Below are 22,532 nucleotides of genomic sequence, written 5' to 3'. Positions count from 1 at the left end.
GTGAGCTCAGTCCTGCTCGATACCCAGGCTGATACCGCGCGAGGCGAGCCAGGGGAGGGGGTCGATCTTGTTCTCGCCGGCGAGATGAACCTCGAAGTGCAGGTGCGGGCCGGTGGAGAAGCCGCGGTTGCCGACGGTGGCGATCTGATCGCCGGCCATGACCTGCTGGCCGACGGTGACTACCGAGGTGTCGATGTGTCCGTACACGGTGATGGTGCCGTCGGCGTGCTGCAGGCGAACCCACATACCGAACCCGGAAGCCGGGCCGGAGTCGATGACGGTGCCGTCGGCGACTGCGACGATGGGCGTTCCGATGGGTGCTGCGATATCGACACCGGCATGCAGGGTGCCCCAGCGGCTACCGAAGTTCGAGGTGAAAGTTCCGACAGCGGGGAGGACGAACAGGGGGCGTCGGGCAGCGGCTTCGCGGGCTGCGCGCTCTTCGCTGAAACGCTGTCCCTTGGCGAGGAGGTTACTGAACTGCGACAGGTCGGTCGGGGCGGCGACGTTGAGCACCTGGGGTGCGTCGGCTGCCGTGGTGGAGGACGCTGCGGCGGTGGGCGCGAACTGGGCTGCCTGTGGCTGTGCGGTGGTTCCGATGGTGGAGGACTGGTCGGCAAGTGCGACGTCCGAGTGCCCGACTGCATTGCCCGAGCCGTTGTCGACTACTGCCTGTCCCGCTGCGACTACCGCGCCGGCTGCGACTGCAAGAACTGCGGCGCGACCTTTGAGTGCGGAGGGCGGGGTGGGGATGCGGTGAGCGCCGGTGCGACGAGCCGGGGAGGAGACATCTGCAGATGCCGGTGGCGTGAAGGTCGAGATGCTGTTCACGTCGGACTCGACGGTCTCGAAGTCTGCCGGGTAGGCGTCTACCGAGTCGGAATCTGACGACGTGGAGGATGCGGAGCGAGTGAACATAAGGGAAGAAATCTCAGAACTTTTGGTCTCGGTGTAACGCCGGGCCGAGTGCGTTGGATAAGAGGGCGTGACCTCGTCCGGTTCTGATTCTGTGAACCTGCTGGGCGTGAACTGGCTGTGTCGCATATGCCTGTTCGCTCCTTGGGGTTCGTGATCAGCCTGTGACTTAGCTGGAGTAACGGTAACGAAATGGTTGCGACACGTGCAACCTATACAGCAAACGAGTCGTAGTTTGTGACGTGGCTCACATCCTGACCAGGCAATATGTCGCTTCGGACAAATCGGACCAAGTATCTCGATTGATATCGGGGTGTGTCACAACCAGATCACCGACCTGCGCAGGCGCTACCGTCGAGCAGGTGTCGTCAACACTCCGAAGCTCGTCGGTCCACGCGCCCGGCGATGTTCGCACCGCTCGTCCATTCCCGCCGCCGCTCGCCCTGGCCCTAGTTCTGGGGCTGCTCGGCGCGGTCGCGGTGTCGGCTGCGCCGATTGTCGACGTGGGGAGTGGACCCGGCGCGTCCGGTTCGATCGTGACCGCCTCGATATTTGCCGCGCTGTGCGCGCTCGTGATCCCGGCCGCTGCGATTGTGGTGGCGCATCGTCACCCCGCCCTCTCGGGCGCGCTCTTGGCCGGTGCAGGCGCGCTGTCCTTCGGGGTCGCGATCCTCGATCTGCAATTGTTCGTCGACGCGATCGACGCAAACCGCTTGGAACTTTTCCGTCCGATTTCCGCCGGAGTGATCACCGCGGGTGTCGGGTCGTACGTTGCACTCCTCGGGCACGCACTGTTGGTTGTTGCCGGAATTCTGGGGCTCGTGGTGATTCATCGTGAGTCCGAGCGTGACGGATACGGCAGCGCACACGCTGCCGAGTACGACGGCAGATCCGTAGGCGGACGCATCGGTGCCTGGCCGACGTCCGTATTGATTCTTGCTGCAGGCGCTTACGTGCTGTCGCTGTTCGTGCCCGCCTTCGATTCGCAGGATCCGATCTTTCTCGCCCGCTCCCTCGTGGACAGTCCCGCTGCCAGTGCTGTCGGAACCGCGTTGGTTGCCGTGGCCGTCTTGATCGTCACGGCATCGGCTCTGACGTCGATTTCGCCGTGGGTGGGCGCAGGCGGTGTTGTCGGCGCCGGCGTCGGCGCGCTGGGTGTCAGTGGCACTCGGGTTGTTGCCGGTCTGGCGTCCGGTGACCGGATCGGTGTCGGCGCTGGATCGATCGTGGGTGCCATCGCGGCGGTGGTCATCGTGGGAGTGGGCGCGGTGATACCGATTCTGTCGGCGCGGCGCGAGGCTGCAGCGGCAGAAGAAGCGCGGCCGGTGAAATCCGAAAATCAGGCGCCGTCCGGCGGCTCCAAGAAAGCGCGCCGAGCCGCGATGATCGAGCAGGCCCGCGAAGCGCAGGCTCACGTCACGAAGATGCACCGCATCGCCGGGGCGCTCGGAATTGGCGCCGCTGTGTCGGCCGCACTTGGCGCGTCGTTGCCCATTCTGTCCTTGCCCGGTGGACTCGCCGAACCGTCGATACTCGCGACCCGCATCGTCTTCGTCGCGGCGATCGTTCTCTTCATTGCGTCGCTCGGGCTGTGGATTCCTGGCCGCGCCGTTGCCATTCGGCCGGCCGTGGGAACGCTGTGGACCACCGTCGTCATGGGCATTGCGGCTGTCGTGCAACCAGCTGTCATCGCAACAGATGTTTCGGGTGTCGACCTTGGGGCCGGGGTGTACGTGATGGGCGTCGCCTCCGCGCTCGCGGCCGCTGCCGGCCTGGCGTTGTGGTTCGCCGGAACAGCGGAACGCGAGGAAATCGACACATCCGTGGAGATCGAGGCGAACTCCGTGGTCTGTATCCTCGCCGGACTCGGCGGCGTACTTGCACTCGTCGGCACCGCTCTGCCGCTCTATCGCGGCGCAAATCACACCGCGGCGTCGATCACGCAATGGCCATGGGGCAGTGACGCGTGGGGGATCGACACCTGGGGTCAACTCCTCGTCGGAGTGTCGGTCCTGCTCGCATCCGTCGTCGCCACCCGTTCCCGGCCACCGCGTGCTGTTGCGCTCCTCGTCGGATCGGCGGTCTCGGTGTCGATATATCTCGCCGCGGGACCACTGACGTCTTCACGCATACCGGACGCAACAGTGGGGGCGGGTGCGATCGCAGCGGCGACGGGCCTACTCTTGCTAGTCGTTGCTGCTTTCTTCAGTGCGCGAACAACGCTGTCGATGCATGCCGAGCGGCGGTGAGACCCGCGCTTGACAAATGGTGCGAAGCTGCGTTGCCGATCGGTGACGCCTGCCGCACCTGGCGATGTCGCGTGACATGGGCCACATAGCATGTATGCGGGCGCAAACCGAACGCAGCAACTGGTTAAAGTCCAGAACAGACCCGCTCCTACCCCTCGAGCGGGTGTCAACGCAGACGAGACGGTGAGCAGATGGATCTCTTCGAATACCAGGCGAAGGAACTCTTCGCCAAGCACGGAGTGCCGACTTCGGCTGGGCGTGTTACGGACACGGTCGCAGGAGCACGCGAGATTGCCGAAGAAATCGGCAAGCCCGTAATGATCAAGGCGCAGGTCAAGGTCGGTGGCCGCGGCAAGGCCGGTGGCGTGAAGTACTCGCCCGACGTGGATGCCGCAGTGGCAAACGCAGAAGCAATCCTCGGCCTGGACATCAAGGGCCATGTTGTCAAGAAGCTGCTGGTCGCAGAGGCAAGTGACATTGCCGAGGAGTACTACATCTCCTTCCTGCTCGACCGCACCAACCGCACCTACCTGGCCATGTGCTCGGTAGAGGGTGGCGTCGAGATCGAGGTCACCGCCGAGGAGAACCCCGACGCTCTCGCGAAGATCCCCGTCGACGCAGTCAAGGGCGTCGACCTCGCGTTCGCGCGCAGCATCGCCGAGGCAGGAAAGCTGCCCGCTGAGGTGCTCGACGCAGCGGCCGTCACGATCCAGAAGCTGTGGGAGGTCTTCATCAACGAGGACGCACTCCTCGTCGAGGTCAACCCCCTCGTTCGCACGCCTGACGATCAGATCCTCGCCCTCGACGGCAAGGTCACCCTCGACGAGAACGCAGCGTTCCGTCAGCCCGGCCACGAGGCATTCGAGGATCGCGACGCAACCGATCCCCTCGAGCTCAAGGCCAAGGAAAACGACCTCAACTACGTCAAGCTCGACGGTGAGGTCGGAATCATCGGCAACGGCGCAGGCCTTGTCATGTCCACCCTGGACGTCGTCGCATACGCAGGCGAGAACCACGGTGGCGTCAAGCCCGCCAACTTCCTCGACATCGGCGGCGGAGCTTCCGCTGCAGTCATGGCTGCCGGCCTGGATGTCATCCTGAACGACGCACAGGTCAAGAGCGTGTTCGTCAACGTCTTCGGCGGCATCACCGCTTGTGACGCAGTTGCCAACGGCATCGTCGGCGCACTGAAGACCCTGGGCGACGAGGCCAACAAGCCGCTCGTCGTTCGCCTGGACGGAAACAACGTCGAAGAGGGTCGTCGTATCCTCGCCGAGGCCAACCACCCGCTGGTCACGGTCGTCGCAACCATGGACGAGGCCGCCGACAAGGCCGCCGAACTCGCTCACGCAGCGAAGTAAGGGACTCACAGAACAATGGCAATCTTCCTCACCAAGGATTCAAAGGTCATCGTCCAGGGCATCACCGGCGGCGAGGGCACCAAGCACACCGCTCTGATGCTCAAGGCCGGCACCCAGGTCGTCGGCGGCGTCAACGCTCGCAAGGCCGGCACCACGGTCTCGCACGTTGCTGCTGACGGTTCCGCTGTCGAGCTCCCCGTCTTCGCGACGGTCGAAGAAGCAATCAAGGAGACCGGCGCAGACGTTTCCATCGCGTTTGTTCCCCCGGCCTTCTCGAAGGACGCCATCGTCGAGGCCATCGACGCGGAGATCCCGCTCCTCGTGGTCATCACCGAGGGCATCCCGGTCCAGGACTCCGCTTATGCTTGGGCGTACAACGAGTCCAAGGGCAAGAAGACGCGCATCATCGGACCGAACTGCCCCGGCATCATCACCCCGGGTGAGGCTCTCGTCGGCATCACGCCCGCCAACATTGCAGGCACCGGCCCCATCGGCCTGGTCTCCAAGTCGGGCACCCTGACCTACCAGATGATGTACGAACTCCGTGACTTCGGCTTCTCCACCGCCATCGGCATCGGCGGCGACCCGGTCATCGGTACGACGCACATCGATGCCATCGAGGCATTCGAGAACGATCCCGACACCAAGGTCATCGTGATGATCGGTGAAATCGGTGGCGACGCAGAAGAGCGCGCAGCCGATTACATCAAGGCTCACGTCACCAAGCCGGTTGTCGGCTACGTGGCAGGCTTCACCGCTCCCGAAGGCAAGACAATGGGCCACGCAGGCGCCATCGTCTCCGGTTCCTCGGGAACGGCTCAGGCCAAGCAGGAAGCTCTCGAAGCTGCAGGCGTGAAGGTCGGCAAGACGCCGTCCGCCACCGCTGCTCTCGCACGCGAGATCCTTCAGAGCCTCTAAGTTCGTTTCGCGGAGCGTAGTGCTTCGTGTTGAACTGCAGCTTGTCTGAACTGCAGTTTGTCTGAACTACAGCGCCCGCAATCAGGTTTTCCTGGTTGCGGGCGTTGTTCGTCACTGTGACATGTCTGTCGCCGGGCGGCTCAGACGTCGACCCACGTATCGCCTGCGGTTTCGAGTTGGCCGGCGCCTGAGGTGATCGATGCCACCGTCGACGCAAGGTGTTCGGGGTCGTGAGTGGCAAGTGTCAGAACAGCTTTCGATCCGTAGTCGGTCCCAAGGACCACAACTCCGCGGGCGCGCAGTTCGGCCTCGACGCGTCCGGCCTCCCCATGCCGAATTGCCAAGGTGTGCAACGTTCGTCGCTCGCGGCCGACCAGCGTGGCAGAATCCACCGCAACCGACACTGCGCCGGAATATGCGCGTACCAAACCGCCTGCGCCCAGTTTGATGCCTCCGAAATATCGTGTCACGACCACGATTACGTCCACGAGGTCACGCGCCTTGAGTACCTGCAACATCGGAATCCCGGCTGTGCCGCCGGGCTCACCGTCGTCGTCGGCGCGTTCGGACCGCGACGATGCGTCGTAGCCCACCACGAATGCCGAACAATGATGGCGCGCATCCGGATACAGTGATTTCTGTTCGGCCAGGAACTGTTTTGCGCCCTCGGTGTCGTCGATTCTGCGGAGGGAGGCGATGAACCGCGAGTGCTTCACTTCCGTCTCGACAGTGTGATCCGCGCCGGGAGCGAGAGTGAAGGGCATCTGCCCATTGTCTCCTGTCGGTGTTGGCGTGAGAAGACAAGGCACATAGGCTGGAATCGACAACCGTCCGTCCACGAGGGGAAGCCATGACGTTCACACCGCAAGGGTCAAATTTCGGAGGATCCTCGTACGGATCGCCGACGCCCCCGAACGCAGGCGGTGGGGCCAAGATCGGTTTCTTCTTGACCATCGCGGTAGCCGCGTTGGGAATCGTTAACTTTCTGCTCGGGTTCGCTCCCTTCACCTCGATCACGAGTTCCGGTGTCGGTTCCGACGTGAGCACCACGTCCAGTTTCTTCGAAACCAGTGTCTACGGACTCGGATTCCTTTTTGCCGGCGGTGTTCTGGCTGCGGTGTCATTGCTGCCGCAGCAACGCTACGCAGGGATATTTGCCGCGTTGTCCCTGGTCGGATATGTCTCGTTGGTGTTCACCGCGTTCAGCCTCGGTTCGACGGATTACCTCGACATCGGCTTCGGGTGGGGATTGATCGTCGTCCTCGTCCTCGGCTTTGTGCAGACCGTCGTCGCAGTGGCCGCGTTCCTCTTCGACATCGGAATCCTCAAGGCCCCCGCGCCCAGGCCGGTAGCTCCCCAGGCCTTCGGTCAGGGCTACCAGCAGTACGGCCAGCCGCAGCAGCAGATGTACCAGCAAGGCCAGCCGGGGCAGCCGCAGCAGGGCCAGGCGCAGCAGTACGGGGCCCAGAACCAGCCCTACGGACAGCAGTACGGTCAAACGCCGCAGCCCGGTTCGCAGCAGCAGGGATACGCGAGCGGCTACGGCGCGACACCCGCAGAAACTACCGACACGTCGGGCCAACAATCCCAGCAGTACGGCGGGTACGCGCAGCCGACGCCCCAGTACCCCTCCGGGCAGCAGCCTCCGGCCGGGTACCCGTCTACCCAGCCCGCCCCTGCCCAGCACCAAGCGGGGCCGTACCAGCCCACCCCAGCCCAGCCCACCGGCTTCGAAGCTCCCGCAGCCCCCGAAACCGGCGAGAACACAGACCCAGCGGCCGAGACTCGAGCTTTCGATTCTCGGAACCCCGACGAGCGTCAGCAGTAAGGGGTTTACGGATTCGTCCCGGGCGGCGCGCCTGAGTGCGCGCCGCGATGTCGGGTGAAATCCTCGAGGGGATGAATTCTTTGACTGATCGAACACGACCACGCCCTTCCTCCGGTCAGCAAACACGAGGCCGCACGTCGCTGCGCACACCCACGCCGGAAGCAGACCAGACCAGAACACTGCTCACCGTGGCCTTCCGCTCATCGGGAATGGCGATCCTGCTGATCTCGGCCGTCGTAGTCGTGACGCTGGTATCGGCGAGTAGTGAACTGACCGGAACATTCGGCGCCATCGCAACGACGTGGCTGGCTATTCATCAAGTTCCCGTTGTCATCGACGACGTTCAACTCGGTGTGCTGCCGTTGCTCCCGACCGCACTCATGATGTGGGTGGTGGCGCGGCGATGTGCGTCGGCGGCAACACTCGCCGATACGCGGATAGCAGTAGCGCGACTGGTGGGCGCAGCCGTGGCGGGGCCTCTCACGGTGACCGCGATCTGCCTGGTCGTTGTTGCCGACGCGTCCGCTGCAATCCCGCTGTCGAGTCCCAATGCGTTGAGCGCGTTCGGTTGGGTCGCCGGAATTCACCTGGTAGCCGCGACGGTCGGCGTTGTTGTCGCGCACTGGCAGATCATCGAACCTGAGCTTCCGCGGTGGGCATCCGCCGCCGTTCGCCCCGGTGCCTGGACGACAACAGCGCTGCTGGCAGCGGGATCTATTGCCGTTCTGTGTGCGCTGCTCATCTCCTGGTCCACCGTCGGGGATCTTCTTGCCCGTGGCGGCGGTTTTGTCGGCGTGCTGGGTCTGACCGTGCTGTCGCTGCTTTACCTGCCCAACCTTGTTGTCGGTGCGGTCGCCGTCATGACGGGCGCAAGCGCCGATATCGGTGAGGTGTCCACCAGTGTGTTCGGCAACATAGGCGGCGACCTTCCACCGCTTCCGGTTCTCGGAGCCGTCCCGGCCGGCACGGGCGGAGGGTTCTGGCCAGTACTCCTCGTTGTTCCGGTCGTGATCGGGATTTATCTGGGACGAGACTGCGCACGCCGCGTCGGCGGGCAGGACGGAATCCTCACAGCCGTTGCCGCCGCGTTCATGAGCGGAACAGTGATCGCGCTCCTCGCCCTCGCCAGCGGAGGGGAGCTGGGGTACTTCGGTGCCGTCGAGGTGACCTGGTGGGCCGTCGGGTTCTTGACCTTTGGCTGGTTGGCGCTGTTCGGATCGATCAGTGCACTGATCACGACGTGGTTGCAGCATCGGGCGGTTCCTGCACCGGAGCCCACGGTGACGGCACCGTCGGCCCAGCAGGCTGAAACAGCTGAGTCCGAAGGCGACGACACGAACTCGGACACGGACTCGGACTCGACGGATGAGTCGGTGGACGAAACTGGTTCGGCGCAAGAGTCGGAGACCGAGGAGACCGAGGACACCGACGAGACCGATGAGCCTGCGGAGTCTGCGGAGACCGAGGCGCCGGAACTCACGGCTGAAGAAAGCAAGGCTGCAGAGGTCGAGGTCGACGCTGTAACCGTCGTCGAGGATTCTGCCGAAGAGTCTGCGACCGACCTGCCCTCACCGGTGAAAGACCCCAGCGACTAAGCTGTCGTCTGGCCGATTATCCGGCCACACCATCTTCTAGATCTCAGGAGTAGAGCGCTGACTGCCTCGGCCCACGACCTGCAGCAGACGACGCCTACTCGCGTCGTGGTTCTCGCGTCCGGAGCGGGAACCCTCCTGAAGTCGCTCATCGAAGCGTCGTACACCGAAAACTACCCCGCGCAGATCGTTGCCGTCGGTGTCGATCGTGACTGCGCTGCCACCGAACATGCCGGAGCCGCGGAGATTCCCGCGTTCAAGGTATCGATCAAGGATTTTGCCGACCGCGCCGCCTGGGACATGGCACTGACCTCCGCTGTTGCGCAGCACCAGCCGGATCTGGTGGTGAGCGCCGGCTTCATGAAGATCCTCGGACCCAGTTTCCTGGCGAAATTCGGTGGACGGATCATCAACACCCACCCCGCGTTGCTGCCCGCCTTCCCAGGCGCGCACGCGGTTCCCGACGCGATGGCGTACGGCGTCAAGGTCACCGGATCGACGGTGCATCTGGTCGACGACGGCGTTGACACCGGGCCGATTCTGGCCCAAGAACCTGTGGCAGTGCTTCCGGGCGACACCGAGTCGTCTTTGCACGAGCGCATCAAAGTTGTAGAGCGGCGGTTGTTGGCGGACGTTATCGCCGCTGTCGCTACACACGGAGTAGTTTCCGATGGACGAAAGGCCGTGATCCCCAGTGAGTGAACGCAAGGCTGTGCGCCGCGCTCTTGTCAGTGTTTACGACAAGAGCGGTCTGATCGAGCTGGCAACGGGTCTGCACGAGGCCGGTGTCGAGTTGGTGTCGACCGGCTCGACCGCGTCGAAGATCGCCGACGCCGGCATCCCCGTGACCCCGGTGGAGGCTCTGACCGGATTCCCCGAATGCCTCGAAGGTCGAGTGAAGACGCTGCATCCGCGCGTCCACGCCGGCGTTCTGGCCGACACCCGCAAGCCGGATCACCTCGCTCAGCTCGAGGAACTCGGCATCGCGACGTTCGAACTCGTTGTGGTCAACCTGTACCCGTTCACGGCGACAGTTGCTTCGGGCGCGACGCCGGACGAGTGCGTCGAGCAGATCGACATCGGCGGTCCGTCGATGGTGCGCGCGGCTGCGAAGAACCACCCGTCGGTTGCTGTTGTGGTCGATCCGGCCCGTTACGCCGACGTTCTGACGGCCGTTGCCGGCGGCGGATTCACGCTGCGTGAGCGCACTGTCCTTGCCGCGCAGGCGTTTCAGCACACCGCGTCGTACGACGTGGCTGTCGCGAGCTGGATGACCAGCACCATTGCCGCAGACGAAGACGGCTCGCAGTTCCCAGCCTGGGTCGGTGCCACCTGGAACCGCAGCGCCGTTCTGCGTTACGGCGAGAACCCGCATCAGGATGCCGCTCTGTACGAAAACCCGGCGGCTCCGGCAGGTTTGGCTCAGGCCGAGCAGGTGCACGGCAAGGAAATGTCGTACAACAACTACACGGACTCCGACGCCGCCTGGCGCGCAGCCTACGACTTCGCCGATCCGGCAGTCGCAATCATCAAGCACGCCAACCCTTGTGGCATTGCGGTCGGCGCCGATATCGCCGAGGCCCACCGCAAGGCGCATGCGTGCGACCCGGTCAGTGCTTTTGGTGGCGTCATCGCAGCCAACCGTGAGGTCACCGTCGAACTGGCCGAGCAGATCGCCGACATCTTCACCGAGGTTGTCATCGCGCCGTCCTATGCAGACGGAGCGGTCGAGGTTCTGCAGCGCAAGAAGAACATTCGTGTACTGAAGGCTGCAGCGCCGACCGCTACCGGCATCGAGCTTCGCCCCATCTCCGGTGGCACCTTGCTGCAGCAGCGCGACGTCCTCGACGCCGATGGTGACAACCCGGCCAACTGGACTCTTGCCAACGGTGAAGCGGCAGATGCGGAAACGCTCAAGGATCTGGAATTCGCTTGGCGTGCAAGCCGCTCCGTGAAGTCCAACGCAATCCTGCTGGCTAAGGGCGGCGCCTCGGTTGGCGTCGGCATGGGCCAGGTCAACCGTGTGGATGCTGCGCATCTTGCGGTCCAGCGCGCCGGCGATCGTGTTGTCGGTTCGGTGGCCGCGTCCGACGCGTTCTTCCCGTTCCCCGACGGACTCCAGGTTCTCTTGACCGCAGGCGTCAAGGCTGTTGTTCAGCCCGGCGGTTCCGTTCGTGACAACGAGGTGATCGAGGCTGCCAAGGAAGCCGGCGTCACTCTCTACCTGACAGGTGCGCGCCACTTCGCGCACTGATCAACTTCGTGTGAAGCGGGCCTCGACGTGAATGTCGGGGCCCGTTTTCTTTTGTCTCTCGTGCGTTCAAGGTTTGCGTATCGGGTCAGGCAGCGTGGGTGTGTGTTCCCTGGAGTTCACGCGGAGTTCCGGTGATCACGACGCGGGAAGCGCCGCGGGCGCGGATTTCGCTGATCAAACCGCCAAGAGTCGCTTCGTGGGCCGCGTCGGAGTGCGACAGGTCCAGTGTGACGGCGTAACCGCTCAGGTCGGAGGGCAGATCGGCATACGGGGGCGCGGTGGACAGTTGGTTGACTCGAAGTTTCATGTTGTTCTCCTGCATGTGAAAGGTAAAAGAAAAGGCACCCGAGGCGTTTGCCCTGGGTGCCCGAAAACGGATCCGATCAATCGGTGGATCATTCTCGGGGGACACCGCGCTTGTGGCTGATGTGCTTGTGATTCATCGCCTTACCGGCCATACGATCTGCCGATGTGCCGGCGGAAAAAATGTGTACGGGGGCGGTGCAGCTGCGCCACGAAAGCGCGGATGCAAAGTCCGGGTGAAGCGTCATCTGATCCGTGCCTTTCTCGTTCGGCGTAGCTGGTTAATGGATGACCGTACAGGACGCTGCCAGGGATTGCACCAATAAAAACCAACACAAACGTAAACTCCGTGTGACTTTTGTCCCGGCGTTCTGCGTCGCGCAACTGCTCTTTGTACAGGTCCAGTACCAAAAACGAAAGTCCCCCCGCGATGATTCGCAAGGGGACTTCCATATCGAAAAACAAGGCCGTTCGGTCTGTATGCAGCCCGGGGTGGCGGCTCAGCGGAGTGAGCGAACCCAGGCAGCAAACGGCTCGGCAAACTCGCTCGAATACGGCAGGGGGGCGACGTAATCGGGGCCCGTCGAGTGCTCGTCACCGAGATCCTTGAGTACGAAACTCGCGTTCTTCATCCGTACCGAGGTGAGCGCGGTATGAGCGAGAGCCTCGTCGAGTGCCGCGACCTCGGCCGGAACGATCTGGATGTCCTTGGCCGAGCAACTGGTGAGGACCGGCATGCCGGCTGGAAGCGACGCCACCAGTGCAACCGGGTCCAGTGCATCTTCCTCGGCGAGAGCCTTGGCATTTGCGTACACCAGTCCGGCATTGCGGAGAGGTTCGGGAAGATCGTCGGGAACCGTGCCGTCACTGCGCAACGATTCGACTGCGCCGGCGAGCGCCACTCGAAGCTCGTCAGCCAATTCGACCGGCAACTGCCCGGCCCCGACAACCGCGTCGAGTTGCCCGTGAATCTGGTTGGTCAGAAGGTCGAGGAGCCTGATGCTCAGCGGTTCGACCAGAGCGAGTGCACGGACGCGGGAACCGCCGTGACCGGTGGCCACGGCAAGAGCCACCACCGCGCCGTCGCTGTGACCGATGATGATCAGTCGCTCGGCGTCGACGCCGGGTTGCGCTGCCAGGAAGTCGAGACCGGAAGAGGCCGCGTCGACGTACGTGTTGAAACCGAGATCTGCGATGTCGTCGACCTCGTACGGTCCCAAGCCGGTTTCGCCGCTGCCGATCTTGTCGTAACGCAGACTCGAAATGCCCTGTTCTTCAAGGAGATCCGCGATGAACCGAAGCGTACCGATATCGCCCTCGAGGAGTGCGCTGTCGCCGTTGCGATCGGTGGGACCGCTACCCGCCAGGATGAGCGCGGCAGGTGTTTGTTCGTCTGGGGTGGTGGCGAGGCGCAGACTCCCGAAGAGGGTGATGTCGCCGGATTGAAACGTGATCTCGGTGTCGGACATGACGACCTGTCTACCAGGTTCGGATGTTCAGGCGGTACGCGCACTGCGGAGGCGGCGCAGGCCCCGCCAACTGAACCACAAGAGCGCGGCGAGCAGCGGAATGATCAGGAGCGGAAGGATCATCGCAATCAACGACGTGAAGAACGTCAGCACGTCCTCGACCACCGAGAGCACAGGGTTGGCGAGCCCACCGGTGGTTGCCGTACTGACCGCTCGCGCGCCGGTCTGCGCGGAGCTGAAGGTCAGTGCCGTTGGTGCCCCGACGATGATGGCGGCTATCCCCGCCACCGCAGGATCAAGATGACTGAACGCGGCCCAGGCCGCGATCACCCCGGCGATGGGACCGGTGACATTGCCGACCACGGATAGCGCGTTGTCGACAAAGGGAATGAGGTCGGCACCCAATTCGACGACCGCGGCGATCGCCAGCGCCACCAGAGCGCCGGTCGATCCGATCCACTGCATCGACTCACCGACGGTGATCCCGAACAGCTCGAAATGGACGGCAGCGCTCAGCATCAGCAGCGGCAGGAACGTTCGCATCCCCGAAGCTGCGGCAAGGCCGAGGCCGAGCATGGCGGGTAAGACCCAGGTATCCATGGGTGGAGTTTAGGTCTGGATTTCATCGCGTACGGGTATAAAGGCACACACCAAACCATCGGAAAGGAACTTTCATGCCGACCATGTTCTTCCTCAACCTGCCCGTCAAAGACCTGGGCAAGGCCACAGCCTTCTACGAGGGGCTCGGGTACGCCAAGAACCCACAGTTCTCCGACGACAACGCGTCGTCTATCGTCATCAGCGACGAAATTGTCGTGATGTTGCTGGCAGAGCCATTTTTCAAGACCTTCACGTCGAAGGAAATTGCCGATACGTCGACGTCGACGGAAGCGCTGTTGGGTCTGTCGGCGGAGACTCGCGAGGCAGTGGACACCATCGTCGACAAGGCTCTGGCAACAGGTGGCAGCGCTGGAAATGCCACTCAGGACCACGGATTCATGTACTCCCGCAGCTTCCAGGATCCCGACGGCCACATCTGGGAAATCATCTGGATGGACCAGTCTCAGGTGCAGGGCTGACCTCGAATCTTTCTCGGCGCGCGGCGCAATCGCGCAAATGCTCGTAACTTGGTGTGGTGACTGTCGCCAAGACCCTCGGTGAGCTACGCGCCGCCGGACACGTGCAACGAAGTGTCAAAGAAGAAATTCGGGAGAACCTTCTCGCCGCGTTGCGGGACGGCCGCGATCCTTGGCCCGGCATAGTCGGGTTCGAGGACACTGTCGCTCCGCAACTCGAGCGGGCCCTGATCGCCGGCCACGACGTCGTCCTACTCGGCGAACGTGGGCAGGGCAAGACAAGAGTGCTTCGAACGCTCAGCTTGCTGCTCGACGAATGGACGCCCGTCATCGAAGGATCGGAGCTGGGGGAGCATCCCTACGAGCCGATCACGCCGGCTTCGATTCGTCGAGCCGAGGAACTGGGCGACGACCTGCCGGTGGTGTGGCGCCACCGCAGCGAGCGGTACTCCGAGAAACTCGCGACGCCTGATACCTCGGTCGCGGACCTGATCGGTGACGTCGATCCGGTCAAGGTCGCGGAGGGCCGCAGCCTCGGTGACCCAGAGACCATTCACTTCGGCCTCGTACCCCGAGCGCACCGCGGAATTGTGGCGATCAACGAACTTCCGGACCTCGCCGAGCGCATCCAGGTGTCGCTTCTCAACGTGATGGAAGAGCGGGACATCCAGGTTCGTGGATACACGTTGCGGCTCCCGCTCGACGTACTGTTGGTGGCGAGCGCCAACCCCGAGGACTACACCAACCGCGGGCGCATCATCACCCCGCTCAAAGACCGTTTCGGTGCTGAGATCCGTACCCACTATCCGGTCGAGTTGATGGACGAAATCGCTGTGATCGAGCAGGAAGCGCATCTCGCAGCGGAGGTTCCCGAGTACCTGCTCGAGATCCTTGCCCGCTTCACTCGACTGCTCCGTGAATCCACGTCTGTCGACCAGCGTTCGGGTGTGTCGGCACGGTTTGCTGTGGCCGGTGCCGAGACCGTCAGTGCCGCAGCAGTACGACGCGCCGCGGTCCTCGGTGAGGCGGATGCTGTTGCGAGACCGGTAGATCTGGAATCGGTCGTGGAAGTTCTGCGCGGCAAGGTGGAGTTCGAATCCGGCGAAGAGGGCCGCGAACTGGAAGTGCTCGAGCACCTGTTGCGTCGAGCGACGGCAGACACCGTTCGGGTGCGCCTCGGTGGAATCGACCTGGGAATGTTGGTTGCCGCCGTGGAGATGGGCAATACCGTCGTCACGGGTGAATCCGTCACGGCCAAGGCGCTTCTCGAAGAACTGCCCGAGATCGAGGTTCTGGACGAGATCGCCGAACGTCTTGGTGCCCAATCCGACGGTGAGCGTGCCGCTGGTGCCGAGTTGGCGCTCGAAGGGCTCTACCTCGCGCGCCGGATCTCCAAAGATCAAGGCCCGGGCGGCCGCTCGGTGTACTCGTAAGGAGCGGGCGATGATTCACAATCCGCGCTATGGGCCGTACGACGGCGGCCCCGATCCGCTGGCACCGCCGGTGGACCTGCGCGATGCGTTGGCGGCGATCGGTGACGACGTGCTGTCCGGGACGTCGCCTCGCCACGCGCTGCGCGAGCTTCTGCGGCGCGGCAACCGGGACATGCGTGGGCTCGACGACCTTGCCGCCCAGGCCAATCGGCGTCGACGTGAACTGCTGCGCCGCAACAACCTCGGCGGAACTCTCGACGAGGCCCGGAAATTGCTGGACAAGGCGGTGCTCGAGGAGCGCAAGGAGTTGGCGCGCGCTCTCGACGACGATGCCAGGTTCAACGAAATGCGCATCGAGGAGTTGCCGCCGTCGACGGCTCAGGCAGTTCAGGAACTGGCCGATTACAACTGGCGCAGCGAGCAGGCGAGAGCCGACTACGAGAAGATTCGTGATCTTCTCGGACGCGAGGTTCTCGATCAGCGTTTTTCGGGAATGAAGCAGGCACTCGAGGGCGCTACCGACGAGGATCGTGAGCAGATTCGCCAGATGCTGGCCGATCTGAATCAACTGCTCGACGCTCATGCACGTGGGGTTGACACTCCGGAGCAGTTCACGGAGTTCATGGACAAATACGGAGAGTATTTTCCCGACAACCCCAGCAATGTCGAGGAACTTCTCGACTCCCTCGCGCAACGCGCCGCTGCCGCGCAGCGCCTACGAAACTCGCTGTCTCAAGAGCAACGTGACGAGTTGGATGCTTTGGCGCAGCAGGCTTTCGGTGATCCGAGCCTGATCGACGAACTCGGCAAGTTGGATCAGCATCTGCAGGCCGCCCGGCCGGGGGAGGACTGGGAAGGTTCGCAGCAGTTCCGCGGGGACAACGGAATGGGCTTGGGTGAGGGGACTGGCGCACTGTCCGATATCGCCGAGCTGGAATCGTTGGCCGATCAACTCTCGCAACAGTATGCGGGCGCAGGGCTCGACGACATCGACCCCGAACTGCTCGCGAGGCAACTCGGTGACGAAGCCGCAGCTGACGCTCGCACCCTGGCCGACCTCGAAAAGGCCTTGCAGGAACAGGGTTTCTTCGATCGGGCACCAGACGGCCAATGGCGCTTGTCGCCCAAGGCGATGCGCCAACTCGGACAGACGGCACTGCGCGACGTTGCCGGTCAGTTGTCATCCAGAAACGGACAACGAGATACGCGTCGGGCCGGGTCGATGGGCGAACCGACCGGAGCTTCCCGAGAATGGGAATTCGGGGACACAGAACCCTGGGACGTCACGAGAACGATCACCAACGCTGTGCTTCGTGACCCGGGCCGAATGCCGGTGCGGCTGAGCGTCGTCGACGTCGAAGTTGCCGAAACGGAGCAGCGTAGTCAGGCTGCCGTCGCATTGTTGGTGGACACGTCGTTCTCCATGGTGATGGAAGATCGGTGGGTACCGATGAAGCGCACCGCGCTGGCGCTCAATCATCTGGTGAGCACCCGCTTCCGCAGCGACGAACTGCAACTCATCGCCTTCGGACGCCACGCGCATGTATTGAACCCGTCGGAGTTGGCGGGACTGGACGGCGCGTGGGATCAGGGAACCAACCTCCACCATGCACTCTTGTTGGCGGCCAGGCACCTTCGACGCCATTCCAACGCGCAGCCGGTGGTGCTGATCGTCACCGACGGTGAGCCGACGGCTCATCTCGAAGCGGACGGAGAAGCACGGTTCGACTACCCGCCGAGTGCGCGAACCCTGGGACTTACGGTTCGCGCACTCGACGCGGTGGCCAGACTGGGCGCCAAGGTCACGTTCTTCCGGCTCGGTGAGGATCCCGGTCTGGCCAGGGTGGTCGACCGAATGGCGCACCGGGTGGGCGGACGCGTCATAGCTCCTGATGTCGACGGCCTCGGCGCAGCCGTGGTCAGCGACTACATGCGGGGCCGTCACTAGTTTTGTTCGGCCGGCTGATGCTGGGTGATGCAATGGATGCCGCCGCCGCGTTCGAACAGAGGCCTCGCGTCGACGGTGACGACGGTGCGTCCTGGATAGGCGGCTGCAAGAATCTCGACCGCTTCCGCGTCGGCGGGATCGTCGAAGCTGCAGGCGATCACTCCGCGGTTGACCACGAGGTGGTTGATGTAGCTGTAGTCGACGAATCCCTCGTCGTCGCGCAGGATCTCGGGAGCGGGAACACGGATGACCTTCCACGGCCGTCCGCCGACATCGGTCGAGCGTTCGAACAACTCGATGATGGTCTTGCTGACGGCGTAGTCGGGGTGCATGGGGTTGCGCTGGTCGTGGACCAGTACCACTCCGGGGGACGAGATGGCAGCGACGATGTCGACGTGTCCGCGCGTTCCGTAGGTCTCCTGATCGCGAGTCAATCCGCGGGGAAGCCAGATCACGTGCTTGGCGCCGATGGTGCGGGCGAGTTCGGCCTCGATGTCCGCCTTTGTCAGATCGGGATTGCGCCCCGGATCGAGTTGGACGGTTTCGGTGACCAACACGGTGCCGAGGCCGTCGACCGCAATGCCGCCGCCCTCGTTGACGAGTGGTGAGTCGATCAACTGGGCGCCGGACTGTTCGACGACAAACGCTCCGATTTTCGAGTCCTTGTCCCACTGCGCCCAATCCTGTGCGCCCCAGCCGTTGAACACCCAGTCGACTCCGCCGAGGCGGCCCTCGTCGGACAAGACGAACGTCGGCCCGATGTCGCGCATCCAGGCGTCGTTGAGAGGTGCCTCGACGATGTCGACCTTCTCGGACAGGTACTTTCGTGCTTCTTCGACCTCCGCCGGGTCGACGGCGACGGTGACCGGCTCGAATTCTGCGATGGCGTGGGCAACTGCAGCCCACGTCGACCGCGCTTCGTGCTGCTGCTCCGCAGTGTCCCCGAGGGAGTATCCGGCGCTGGGGTAGGCCATCCAGGTACGTTCGTGCGGTTCACTTTCCGCGGGCATGCGCCAGGTCATCAGTTGGCTCCCGCGGTGTTCACCGGTGCGGTCAGGGCCGCGTAGGTGTCGGGTCGGCGGGTTGCCAGGAACGGGAACAGTGCAAGCCAGTCCTCGCGCTGCTGAAGATCGAGATCGGCTACCAGCACAGCGGATTCGTCACGGGGTGCCTGAACGAGGATGCGTCCGTACGGGTCCGAGATGAAGGACGAACCGTAGAAGGTGATGAGGCCTTCGCTGCCGTGCCGGTTGGGGACGACCATGAAGGTGCCGTTCGCGATACCGTTTCCGACGATTACCTGCTGCCACAGCGGTTGGGTGTCGAAGTTCGGGTGATCGGGCTCCGAGCCGATCGCCGTGGGGTACACCAGGACCTGTGCACCGGCGAGTGAGTAAGCGCGCGCGACCTCGGGGAACCACTCGTCCCAGCACGTCGGGAGTCCGAACTTGGCGCCGAGTGCCTCGTGAACGGGGTACGCGTCCTGCGCCGGGCCTCCTCGGAAGTACGTGTCCTCGTAGTACCCGGCGGTCACCGGAATGTGGAGCTTGCGGGTTCTCCCGAGAAGTTCACCGGCGGGCGAGACGAGGATGGCGGTGTTGAAGCCCAGTCCGTCCTCGGCCTCGCTGCGCTCGTACAGCGACGCATGAACGAGGACCTGGTTCTCGGCGGCAGCCTTGGCTGCGAAGGCGAGCGTGGGTCCGGTGAGTAGGTCTTCCGCTTCGCGTCCGGGATTGTCGCCGGCGGGGGTGGAGGCCGGGTAGCGGCTGAGCGTCAGCTCCGGAAGGAAGACCACTGAAGCGCCCAGCTTGGCTGCGGCCGCGATGCCCTCGCTCAGTTCGGTGTGGATGTCGCTGCGGTCCTCGTGCCAGCGATGTTGGACGAGGCCGACGCGCAGTGGGGCAGACGTGGACTGCGCTGTCGCGGCCGGCGACTCGGGCGGAGTGAGGGCGGTGATCGTCAGCATGGGGTTTCCTCAGTACTCGGATGTTCGACGTTCAACGTAAAACGAATGTGATTCGTTAAGTATGGTGGGTGAGCGCTGATTGATCAAGGACTTTCGAGGAATTGTTTTTTTGCGGCGCACCGAACGGTGTGGATCACTACAGGAGGACATATGCCGCGGCCATCGCAACGACTGCTCTCGCCCGAAATCATCACCGAGGCGGCAATCGAATCGGTGGACGAAACCGGCGACTTCACCATGCCGGGACTCGCGGGAAGACTGAAGGTGCGACCGTCCTCGTTGTACAACCATGTGTCCGGGCGGGCCGAGATCGTCGAACTGATGAGAGCTCAATTGATGGCGGGCATCGACCTCCGATCGGTTGACGGTTCGTGGACCGACACCGTAGCGGCGTTGGCGTCCGAATATCGGCGCAGCTATGCCGAGCATCCTCGCTTGATCCCGCTCTTCACTGCCCAGACGGTGCAAGCCGGTGTTGCCTTCGGTCTGTACAACGCACTGGCGCAGGCATTTTCGGACGGTGGGTTCGATCCGTCGGCGACGCTCCACGCGATCACGACGGTAGACAGTTTTGTTCTCGGTTCCGCGCTCGATCTGGCAGCGCCCGAGGTCCAATGGGCCGCCGGGCCGGAAGTGAACGACGCGATGAAGGCGGCATTGGCAACGTCCGGGAAAAATCCCGAACGTGCCGATGCCGCCTTCGAATTCGGTTTGCGCGTGCTGATGGCTGGGTTGGTTGCCCAGTCTCCTAAGTCGAGCTGAGATCGCTTTCGTCGCGCAACGCGACCGTGTCGCGGTTGAGGGTCTTGCCCTCGAAGAACTCCGGGTTGCGCACGCGCATCACCATCATCAGTACGGCGCCGAGGATCAGGATTCCGAAGCCCAGGAAGAACACCAGGCCGATTCCGCCGATCGAAGCGCCACTCGCATTCTCGGGATCCATGCTCTCTTGGATCGAGATGACGAACACCGCGAGCAGCATCAGGCCACCCAGTAGCGGGAACGCCAGTCGGAAGACGAAGTTGCGCATGCTGTCGAACACCGTCCGGCGGAAGTACCAGACACACGCAAATGCCGTGATGCCGTAGTACCAGCAGATCATGATGCCCAGCGCAGCGATCGTGTCGAGGAGAGCGCTTTCGGAGAGGAACGTGACAACGGTGTAGAACACCGCCGTCACAACGCCGGCAACCACGGTCGCGTAAGACGGCACCAGGAACCGCGGGGATACCTCGGCAAGCTTCTTGGGGAAGGCTCCGTAGGCTCCCATCGCGAGCATGGTTCGTGCGGCCGGGAGGAACGTGGTCTGGAGGCTGGCGACCGAGGATACGAAGACGGCAAGGAAGAGGAGCATGCCGCCCCAGTCGCCCAGTACGGGGTCTGCCAATGCGCCGAAGACGTTCTCCGAATTCTCGGGATTTCCGAGGCCGAGGCCTTCCTCTCCGACGCCGGCGTACATCATCGCGGCAACGGCAACCAGCAGGTAGGTCAGGAGAATGGTTGCAACACACAGTAGTCCGGCGCGGCCCGGGGTCTTCTTGGGGTTCTTCGACTCCTCACCCAACGTCAGGCACGTGTCCCAGCCCCAGAAGGCGAAGATCGATCCGGTCAGTCCGATGACAAAAGCGCCGATGGCGAGTCCGCTGAACGGGTTGAACCAGCTGAGGTCGAACGACAATCCGGCCGGGGCGTCTCCGGCACCGACGTGAACGAGTGCGACGACGGCAAAGACGACGAGCAGCACCATCTGGAAGCCGACGAGTGCGAACTGCACGCGCTCGCTCGTGGTGATTCCTCGACTCGCTATCCAGGTGGCCAGGGCGATGAACACCAGCGTCGTGCCGACATTGACAAGTTTGTTACCCGGTAGATCCGCGATCGACGGATTGTCGACCACCCGTGCGATGAACAGATAGAAGAAGTCGACGGCAATGGCGGCGAGATTCGAGAGCACGATGATGGTGGCGATCACCATGCCCCAACCGCACATCCAGCCGACGTACGGGCCGAATGCCTTGGTGGACCACGTGAATGACGCCCCGCAGTCTGGAGTATCGGAGTTCAGTTCGCGATATGCGTACGCGGTGAGGAACATCGGAATGAAGCCGGCGATGAAGATGGCGGGCATCTTGAGGCCGACGGCGGCGACGATCAATCCGATACTGGCGGTCAGGGTGTAACCCGGTGCCACGGAAGAGATTCCGAGAACTGCGCCGGAGATCATCCCGATCTTGCCGGTGGCGAGACCTTTGGAACTCAGTTCGTTGCCTGCAGGTGGCTGCGAAGTTTCGTTGCTCGTCATGACAGTGCCTCCGGCTGGGTGAATTCGTGCTTGGGCACTACGACCATGGGAACGGGCAACACGCGCAGCATCTTGGCGGCGGTGGAGCCCAGAAAAAGTTTGCGCGGCTGCGCGAGGCGACTGGAACCGACCATCACGAGATCGCCGTCCTGCCAGTCCAGTTGACGCACTGCCGATTCCACAGTGGAACCGTCGGCGATGATGACCTCGATCGGAACATCCTCGGGGAGCGCAGCCCTTGCGACGTCGAGTGTGTCCTGAGCGTGACTTCGCGCGCGCTCTCTCGCCGACTCGGCAGTGTCGCGGTGATCGCGGAGATCGTTCTGCGGGTCCAACGCCACCAGTGAGACCAGGCGCAGCGGAACGTGCATTTGTTCGCTGGTGCGCACAGCCGTGTTCAAGACGATATCGGCGCCGACACGGGTACCGAGTGCACACGTGATCTCGCGGATCGCCGACGCCGACGAGTGTCGGGTTCCGCGCGGTGCCAGTGCAACCGGGACGTGGGCCGAGTGCAACAGTTCGGTGGACACCGAACCTATCGAGTGGCGGCCGAGCAGACCGTCGCCGGACGCACCCACCACAATCGCCAGCGCGCCCAGTCGGTCCACTTCGTCGAGTAGTCCCTGAGCAAACGACTCGTGGAAGCTCAGATGTACTTCGACCGGGATGTCCTCGGGCACCGACGCTCGAGCCTCGGCAAGCCACTCGTGCGCGCGGGCGGCGAGGATGTCGTCGTAGCCGGGTTCCGAGGGAATCTTGGCCGGGAGGGTTCGGTCCGGAGGGAGCACCATGCAGATGTCGAGTTGCGCGCCGAGACTGCGCGCGAGCTGCGTCCCGAGGACCAGCCCGTCTTTACCGCTGGGTGTGGCGAGGTATCCGACGATAAGGCGCATGGTGGCTCTTTTCCGGATTGGA

At 63.5% G+C, this 22,532-nt stretch carries 20 protein-coding genes; 11 read left to right on the top strand and 9 right to left on the bottom strand.

Annotation, left to right across the window (positions count from 1 at the left end; genetic code table 11):
• Nucleotides 1-6 precede the first annotated feature (6 nt).
• Nucleotides 7-1,044: a M23 family metallopeptidase gene (locus tag EEB13_RS22975; RefSeq protein WP_033234205.1), complete on the bottom strand. Its 1,038-nt coding sequence runs from the start codon at nucleotides 1,042-1,044 to the stop codon at nucleotides 7-9.
• Nucleotides 1,045-1,277: 233 nt separating this feature from the next.
• Between EEB13_RS22975 and EEB13_RS22970 the strand changes: the two genes are divergently transcribed.
• From EEB13_RS22970 to sucD, 3 genes are all read left to right on the top strand, one after another.
• On the top strand, nucleotides 1,278-3,164 hold the full coding sequence (locus tag EEB13_RS22970) for a hypothetical protein (protein ID WP_261984622.1): 1,887 nt from the start codon (nucleotides 1,278-1,280) through the stop codon (nucleotides 3,162-3,164).
• A 191-nt stretch (nucleotides 3,165-3,355) separates the two neighbouring features.
• Nucleotides 3,356-4,525, top strand: coding sequence for an ADP-forming succinate--CoA ligase subunit beta (gene sucC, locus EEB13_RS22965; protein WP_045069199.1), 1,170 nt, complete (start codon nucleotides 3,356-3,358; stop codon nucleotides 4,523-4,525).
• Nucleotides 4,526-4,540: 15 nt separating this feature from the next.
• A complete protein-coding gene (gene sucD, locus EEB13_RS22960) occupies nucleotides 4,541-5,443 on the top strand; it encodes a succinate--CoA ligase subunit alpha (RefSeq protein WP_033234208.1) in 903 nt (300 codons plus the stop codon).
• Between the two features lie 140 nt (nucleotides 5,444-5,583).
• On the opposite strand, the gene EEB13_RS22955 is transcribed toward sucD, so the two are convergent.
• Nucleotides 5,584-6,207: an IMPACT family protein gene (locus EEB13_RS22955; protein ID WP_045069201.1), complete on the bottom strand. Its 624-nt coding sequence runs from the start codon at nucleotides 6,205-6,207 to the stop codon at nucleotides 5,584-5,586.
• Between the two features lie 86 nt (nucleotides 6,208-6,293).
• Here EEB13_RS22955 and EEB13_RS22950 point away from each other — a divergent pair, with 86 nt between their 5' ends.
• The 4 genes from EEB13_RS22950 (at nucleotide 6,294) to purH (ending at nucleotide 11,117) form a co-directional block, all read left to right on the top strand.
• Complete coding sequence (locus EEB13_RS22950) at nucleotides 6,294-7,271, top strand: DUF5336 domain-containing protein (RefSeq protein WP_033234210.1); 978 nt, start codon at nucleotides 6,294-6,296, stop codon at nucleotides 7,269-7,271.
• Between the two features lie 71 nt (nucleotides 7,272-7,342).
• Nucleotides 7,343-8,866 (top strand): DUF6350 family protein, encoded by a 1,524-nt coding sequence (locus tag EEB13_RS22945; RefSeq protein ID WP_222839818.1) that lies wholly within the window; start codon nucleotides 7,343-7,345, stop codon nucleotides 8,864-8,866.
• A gap of 57 nt (nucleotides 8,867-8,923) precedes the next feature.
• Nucleotides 8,924-9,565, top strand: coding sequence for a phosphoribosylglycinamide formyltransferase (gene purN / locus EEB13_RS22940; protein ID WP_051730473.1), 642 nt, complete (start codon nucleotides 8,924-8,926; stop codon nucleotides 9,563-9,565).
• Nucleotides 9,558-11,117, top strand: a complete 1,560-nt coding sequence (gene purH, locus EEB13_RS22935) for a bifunctional phosphoribosylaminoimidazolecarboxamide formyltransferase/IMP cyclohydrolase (RefSeq protein ID WP_033234212.1) — start codon at nucleotides 9,558-9,560, stop codon at nucleotides 11,115-11,117. The genes purN and purH overlap by 8 nt, the downstream gene beginning before the upstream one ends.
• An 85-nt stretch (nucleotides 11,118-11,202) precedes the next feature.
• Here purH and EEB13_RS22930 read toward each other — a convergent pair whose 3' ends face one another.
• The 3 genes from EEB13_RS22930 to EEB13_RS22920 form a co-directional block, all read right to left on the bottom strand.
• Entirely contained in the window at nucleotides 11,203-11,424 is a 222-nt protein-coding gene (locus tag EEB13_RS22930; protein ID WP_033234213.1) for a hypothetical protein, read from the bottom strand.
• Between the two features lie 496 nt (nucleotides 11,425-11,920).
• Nucleotides 11,921-12,889 carry an alpha/beta hydrolase gene (locus tag EEB13_RS22925; protein ID WP_141486350.1) on the bottom strand — a complete coding sequence of 323 codons (969 nt, stop codon included), beginning with the start codon at nucleotides 12,887-12,889 and terminating at the stop codon, nucleotides 11,921-11,923.
• A gap of 27 nt (nucleotides 12,890-12,916) precedes the next feature.
• A complete protein-coding gene (locus EEB13_RS22920; RefSeq protein WP_138872347.1) occupies nucleotides 12,917-13,489 on the bottom strand; it encodes a DUF4126 domain-containing protein in 573 nt (190 codons plus the stop codon).
• 74 nt (nucleotides 13,490-13,563) lie between these two features.
• On the opposite strand from EEB13_RS22920, the gene EEB13_RS22915 reads away from it, so the two are divergent.
• The 3 genes from EEB13_RS22915 to EEB13_RS22905 are packed head-to-tail and all read left to right on the top strand — an operon-like array spanning nucleotide 13,564 to nucleotide 17,346.
• On the top strand, nucleotides 13,564-13,968 hold the full coding sequence (locus EEB13_RS22915) for a VOC family protein (RefSeq protein WP_033234216.1): 405 nt from the start codon (nucleotides 13,564-13,566) through the stop codon (nucleotides 13,966-13,968).
• Between the two features lie 53 nt (nucleotides 13,969-14,021).
• Nucleotides 14,022-15,398, top strand: a complete 1,377-nt coding sequence (locus EEB13_RS22910) for an ATP-binding protein (RefSeq protein ID WP_141486349.1) — start codon at nucleotides 14,022-14,024, stop codon at nucleotides 15,396-15,398.
• A 10-nt stretch (nucleotides 15,399-15,408) separates the two neighbouring features.
• Nucleotides 15,409-17,346 (top strand): vWA domain-containing protein, encoded by a 1,938-nt coding sequence (locus EEB13_RS22905; protein ID WP_045069211.1) that lies wholly within the window; start codon nucleotides 15,409-15,411, stop codon nucleotides 17,344-17,346.
• On the opposite strand, the gene EEB13_RS22900 is transcribed toward EEB13_RS22905, so the two are convergent.
• Nucleotides 17,343-18,368: an agmatine/peptidylarginine deiminase gene (locus EEB13_RS22900; protein ID WP_141486348.1), complete on the bottom strand. Its 1,026-nt coding sequence runs from the start codon at nucleotides 18,366-18,368 to the stop codon at nucleotides 17,343-17,345. The genes EEB13_RS22905 and EEB13_RS22900 overlap by 4 nt on opposite strands.
• A complete protein-coding gene (locus EEB13_RS22895) occupies nucleotides 18,368-19,312 on the bottom strand; it encodes a nitrilase-related carbon-nitrogen hydrolase (protein WP_141486347.1) in 945 nt (314 codons plus the stop codon). The genes EEB13_RS22900 and EEB13_RS22895 overlap by 1 nt, the downstream gene beginning before the upstream one ends.
• 150 nt (nucleotides 19,313-19,462) lie before the next feature.
• Between EEB13_RS22895 and EEB13_RS22890 the strand changes: the two genes are divergently transcribed.
• Complete coding sequence (locus tag EEB13_RS22890) at nucleotides 19,463-20,074, top strand: TetR/AcrR family transcriptional regulator C-terminal domain-containing protein (protein ID WP_033234220.1); 612 nt, start codon at nucleotides 19,463-19,465, stop codon at nucleotides 20,072-20,074.
• Here EEB13_RS22890 and EEB13_RS22885 read toward each other — a convergent pair.
• Complete coding sequence (locus EEB13_RS22885; RefSeq protein ID WP_033234221.1) at nucleotides 20,061-21,614, bottom strand: APC family permease; 1,554 nt, start codon at nucleotides 21,612-21,614, stop codon at nucleotides 20,061-20,063. The two genes, EEB13_RS22890 and EEB13_RS22885, sit on opposite strands and share 14 nt — an antisense overlap.
• Nucleotides 21,611-22,510 (bottom strand): universal stress protein, encoded by a 900-nt coding sequence (locus EEB13_RS22880; RefSeq protein WP_033234222.1) that lies wholly within the window; start codon nucleotides 22,508-22,510, stop codon nucleotides 21,611-21,613. Before EEB13_RS22880 ends, EEB13_RS22885 begins: the two co-directional genes overlap by 4 nt.
• Nucleotides 22,511-22,532: the final 22 nt, after the last annotated feature.

The sequence above is a fragment of the Rhodococcus sp. WS3 genome (assembly GCF_003797085.1).
GTDB lineage: Bacteria > Actinomycetota > Actinomycetes > Mycobacteriales > Mycobacteriaceae > Rhodococcus_F > Rhodococcus_F globerula.
The sequence above is the reverse complement of the archived record's forward strand: the minus strand, read 5'-3'. Positions and strand labels throughout refer to the sequence as shown.

Coding starts and splice junctions, on each gene's coding strand:
- EEB13_RS22975 (WP_033234205.1), bottom strand. CDS start 1,044: ATGCGACACAGCCAGTTCACGCCCAGCAGGTTCACAGAATCAGAACCG.
- sucC (WP_045069199.1), top strand. CDS start 3,356: ATGGATCTCTTCGAATACCAGGCGAAGGAACTCTTCGCCAAGCACGGA.
- sucD (WP_033234208.1), top strand. CDS start 4,541: ATGGCAATCTTCCTCACCAAGGATTCAAAGGTCATCGTCCAGGGCATC.
- EEB13_RS22955 (WP_045069201.1), bottom strand. CDS start 6,207: ATGCCCTTCACTCTCGCTCCCGGCGCGGATCACACTGTCGAGACGGAA.
- EEB13_RS22950 (WP_033234210.1), top strand. CDS start 6,294: ATGACGTTCACACCGCAAGGGTCAAATTTCGGAGGATCCTCGTACGGA.
- EEB13_RS22945 (WP_222839818.1), top strand. CDS start 7,343: ATGAATTCTTTGACTGATCGAACACGACCACGCCCTTCCTCCGGTCAG.
- EEB13_RS22930 (WP_033234213.1), bottom strand. CDS start 11,424: ATGAAACTTCGAGTCAACCAACTGTCCACCGCGCCCCCGTATGCCGAT.
- EEB13_RS22925 (WP_141486350.1), bottom strand. CDS start 12,889: ATGTCCGACACCGAGATCACGTTTCAATCCGGCGACATCACCCTCTTC.
- EEB13_RS22920 (WP_138872347.1), bottom strand. CDS start 13,489: ATGGATACCTGGGTCTTACCCGCCATGCTCGGCCTCGGCCTTGCCGCA.
- EEB13_RS22915 (WP_033234216.1), top strand. CDS start 13,564: ATGCCGACCATGTTCTTCCTCAACCTGCCCGTCAAAGACCTGGGCAAG.
- EEB13_RS22905 (WP_045069211.1), top strand. CDS start 15,409: ATGATTCACAATCCGCGCTATGGGCCGTACGACGGCGGCCCCGATCCG.
- EEB13_RS22900 (WP_141486348.1), bottom strand. CDS start 18,368: ATGACCTGGCGCATGCCCGCGGAAAGTGAACCGCACGAACGTACCTGG.
- EEB13_RS22895 (WP_141486347.1), bottom strand. CDS start 19,312: ATGCTGACGATCACCGCCCTCACTCCGCCCGAGTCGCCGGCCGCGACA.
- EEB13_RS22890 (WP_033234220.1), top strand. CDS start 19,463: ATGCCGCGGCCATCGCAACGACTGCTCTCGCCCGAAATCATCACCGAG.
- EEB13_RS22885 (WP_033234221.1), bottom strand. CDS start 21,614: ATGACGAGCAACGAAACTTCGCAGCCACCTGCAGGCAACGAACTGAGT.
- EEB13_RS22880 (WP_033234222.1), bottom strand. CDS start 22,510: ATGCGCCTTATCGTCGGATACCTCGCCACACCCAGCGGTAAAGACGGG.